4 protein-coding genes are annotated in these 3,704 nt (G+C 55.5%); all 4 read right to left on the bottom strand.

The window, feature by feature from the left end; genetic code table 11:
* Positions 1-373: AAA family ATPase (locus tag ONB24_08185; protein MDZ7316087.1), on the bottom strand; the 373-nt coding region annotated here is incomplete at its 3' end.
* Positions 374-420: 47 nt separating this feature from the next.
* Complete coding sequence (locus tag ONB24_08180; protein ID MDZ7316086.1) at positions 421-1,341, bottom strand: BatD family protein; 921 nt, start codon at positions 1,339-1,341, stop codon at positions 421-423.
* A gap of 95 nt (positions 1,342-1,436) precedes the next feature.
* Positions 1,437-1,955, bottom strand: coding sequence for a tetratricopeptide repeat protein (locus tag ONB24_08175; GenBank protein ID MDZ7316085.1), 519 nt, complete (start codon positions 1,953-1,955; stop codon positions 1,437-1,439).
* Between the two features lie 89 nt (positions 1,956-2,044).
* The coding region (locus tag ONB24_08170; protein MDZ7316084.1) for an AAA family ATPase at positions 2,045-3,704 on the bottom strand (1,660 nt) is incomplete at its 5' end.

The raw sequence follows: 3,704 nt of genomic DNA, 5'->3' as shown, positions 1-3,704 counted from the left end.
TGGCCGGCGAACGGTTGATTTCATCGGCCAGCAGCAGGTTGCAGAACACCGGTCCCTTTTTTACAGAAAACGTGCCGGTCTTTTGTTCGTAAATGGTGGTGCCCATAATGTCGGCGGGCAATAGATCGGGTGTAAACTGAATACGCTGGAACTTGGTGCGAATGGCGGCGGAAAGCGTTTTTACGGCCATAGTCTTGGCCAGACCGGGGACGCCCTCGAGCAGGATGTGACCGTCCGAAAGCAGACCGATCAGCAGCCGCTCGATCATGTAGCGCTGTCCGACGATCACCTTCGAAACTTGGCTCGTGATCTTTTCGACAAAGGCGCTCTCCCGTTCGATTTTGGCGTTAATCGCCTGGATATCGACTGTCATGAGTCGTATGACCTCCACTGTTTGCTATAAAATCCTTTGGGAATCGGTTAGGCGGAACGGTGAGGTTCGCCGCGCAGACCGGACTGCAGGACAGCCTCAACGGCGCCGAGCAGGGTCACGGCTTCGTTGCGGTCGATCGTTCGCCCGGAGAATTTGATCAGATCCGCATTCGTTAAAAACTCACGCACTTTGTTGATGAACAGCTCATCGAATCCGCCGGCGTAAAGAAATTCGCATAATTCCGAGGTGGTGGCCTCCAAGCCGGGCGCCTCATACTTTTCCTGCAGATAACGGCGCAGCAGTCGCGAACCCTTTTCGACGATTGAAGAACCGTCTGAAGAGAAATCCGACGGATCGAACAATCCGCGCAGCTCTTCCAGATACGTCTCCTCGATGGGCCGAACCGTCACGACAGGTTCCTGAGCCTGCATTTCCTTTCGCTTCAAAAATCGGCGCCGAACAAGCAAACCGGCCGCAATGACGGCCGCAGCCCCAAAAAGAATCAGCCATAAAATCGGCCGTTTCAAGAGTGACTCGCGGATGGGATCGACGACTTTGATCGGAATTCTGCTCGAGGATAGATAGTACTGCTCGCCGCTGCCGGTGTCCGTATAGCGAATGATCATCGGTTCGACATAGGCCATGCCGAGCGATTGCGGCTGCAGGGTATAGGTGTATTCCCGTACCGCAGTCGGCTGTCCGGCCTCGACGGCGACGCGATTGGAAGAGCCGGATCCGATCACTTTGAGATTCGTGACGAGCGGATCGTCAAAGGGTGAGATTTCGTATCGCGACAAGTCGCCGGACCACGTCAGCTGCAAAACCAACTCGACGGTTCGATTGAGGGGAGTCTCGGCAGCGCTGACCGTAGTCTTGAGACGAATACCGCTTTCAGAAGGGTTGTCTTGAGCGAAAAGCACACTCGACAAACAAAACAAGGCGGCAATCAGCAGCGTCTTGTTCAACATACTCTATTCACCAATGAAGAGGGTCGGCTGCCTCAGGGCGAAATCCCCGCCCTTCGGCAGCAGATGTTCTATGAGGATTCCGGCGGGCAAGCGGCTCATTTGGTCGCCGCAACTTCCTCTTCGCCCAGTTTCAGATCGATCTGGCTGATATCCTGTCCCAAATGATCGAGCTCCCAACGAACGGACGGCGCCAGCTCGTGCTCGGGATATTCCTTCAGAAACTGCTCATACGCTTCCTTGGCCTTGGGCAGATCTTTGATGTCGTTGGCCAGGCAGTAGCCGATCATGAATTTGGTGTTGATCACCAGTCGGCTGTTCGGATGCTGCTTGACCAACTTTTTCCAAGCCTCGACCGCTTTGCGATACTCTTTCAAATTGTTCGCATAGACCATGCCGAGGTTGTAAAGGTACTCGTCCGCTTTTGCCGACTTGGGAAAGCTCTTGATCAGCGTTTCATAGGAAGCGGCAACATCCTGCCATTGCTGCTTGTTCTGAAAGTCCAGCACCTTCGCGTACAGCTGTTCTTCCGTTACCTTGACCTTTTGTCCGCAGTTTACCAATACAATCCCCGCACAAATCGTCATCACGCCGAAAAGGGCGAAGGCTTTTTTCATAGACCTTTTCCTCCATTGAATTTTAACGCCGCTTTAACGTTGTCCCCCCAAATCAAGTTCCCGTTTGAGCGGCCAATCTATCCCTTTTTTCACTCAAAATCAAGGGAATTTTCCCTTTTGACGATCCGCACCGTATCGCCGGGCTGGTAGCGGCCTTCCAACAGTTTGAGCGCCAAGGGGTTGATGACCGCTTTCTGAATCAGGCGCTTCAACGGCCGCGCGCCGAATGCCGGATCGTAGCCGTTTTCGATGAGATACTCTTCGGCTTCCGGCGTCAACTCAAGCTTCAGCTGCTTGTCGGCCAGCAGTTTTTCGACATGCCGAATCTGCAGCTTGACGATCTGCCGTATTTCCTCCTTGCCCAGCGCATGGAAGACGATGATGTCGTCGATGCGGTTGAGAAATTCAGGCCTCAGCGTCTGCCGCAGCAGGCCGAAGACCTCGCGCGTTATCTCTTCGTGGATGCGCTCGCGGTTCGCTTCGGTCAGATTCTGCGTACGCTCCATGATGTACTGCGCGCCGATGTTGGAGGTCATGATGATGATCGTGTTCTTGAAATTGACGGTTCGTCCCTTATTGTCGGTGAGCCGACCGTCGTCGAGCACCTGCAGGAGGATGTTGAACACCTCCGGATGTGCCTTTTCGATCTCATCGAGCAGAATCACCGAATAGGGACGGCGGCGAACCGCTTCCGTCAATTGACCGCCCTCTTCATAGCCGACATAACCCGGCGGCGCACCGATCAGCCGCGACACCGCGTGCCGCTCCATGTACTCGGACATGTCGATGCGGATCATGGCATGTTCATCGTCGAACAGCACCTCGGCCAAAGAACGCGCCAGCTCGGTCTTGCCGACGCCGGTTGATCCCAGAAATATAAAAGAGCCGATCGGTCGTGAGCTGTCCTGCAGACCGGCGCGGGACCGCCGCACCGCGTTGGCCACCGCTTCGACCGCCTCGTCCTGATTGACCATCCGTTGATGGATTCTCTCCTCGATTTTCACCAGCTTTTCCCGCTCACCCTCCAGGATGCGGTTGACCGGGATGCCGGTCCATTTGGTAACCACTTCGGCAATGTCTTCTTCATCGACCTCTTCTTTGAGCATCTTGCGGTCTTTTTGGATCTCCTGCAGCCTGCGGTTCAGCTCCTGCAGCTGCTTGTCCAGTTCGACCAGACGCCCGTATTTGAGCTCGGCAGCCCGCGCCAAGTCGCCCTCGCGCTCGGCTTTTGCCGCCTCGTTGCGCGCCGTCTCGATCTGTTCTTTGAGCGAGCGGATCTGCGAGATGGTCTGCCGCTCAAGCTCCCAATGCGCGCGCAGCTCACGACGCGTCTCTTCCAACTCTGCGATCTCTTTGTTCAAATCCTCCAAGCGCTTTTTCGAGGCTTCATCCTTTTCGCGCTTGAGCGCCTCGCGCTCGATTTCCAGCTGTTTGTACTTGCGCTCCACTTCGTCCAGCTCAGCCGGCATGCTGTCGATCTCGATGCGCAGCCGTGAAGCGGCCTCGTCGATTAAATCGATGGCTTTATCCGGCAGGAAGCGGTCGGCAATGTAGCGGTCGGAAAGGGTCGCAGCCGCCACAATCGCGCTGTCCTGAATGCGAACACCGTGGTGCACTTCGTACCGTTCCTTCAGACCGCGCAGAATGGAGATGGTGTCCTGAACGCTCGGTTCCTGTACCAAAATCGGCTGGAACCGCCGCTCCAGGGCGGCATCTTTTTCGATGTATTTGCGATACTCATCCAGCGTT

The organism is candidate division KSB1 bacterium, from assembly GCA_034505495.1.
Taxonomy (GTDB): Bacteria; Zhuqueibacterota; Zhuqueibacteria; order Residuimicrobiales; family Krinioviventaceae; genus Fontimicrobium_A.
Note: the sequence above shows the minus strand (reverse complement) of the source record. Positions and strands in the feature narration are given on the sequence as shown.

What these genes read in the sequence shown, in the direction of transcription:
- ONB24_08180 (MDZ7316086.1), bottom strand. Translation starts at nt 1,341, where the DNA reads ATGTTGAACAAGACGCTGCTGATTGCCGCCTTGTTTTGTTTGTCGAGT.
- ONB24_08175 (MDZ7316085.1), bottom strand. Translation starts at nt 1,955, where the DNA reads ATGAAAAAAGCCTTCGCCCTTTTCGGCGTGATGACGATTTGTGCGGGG.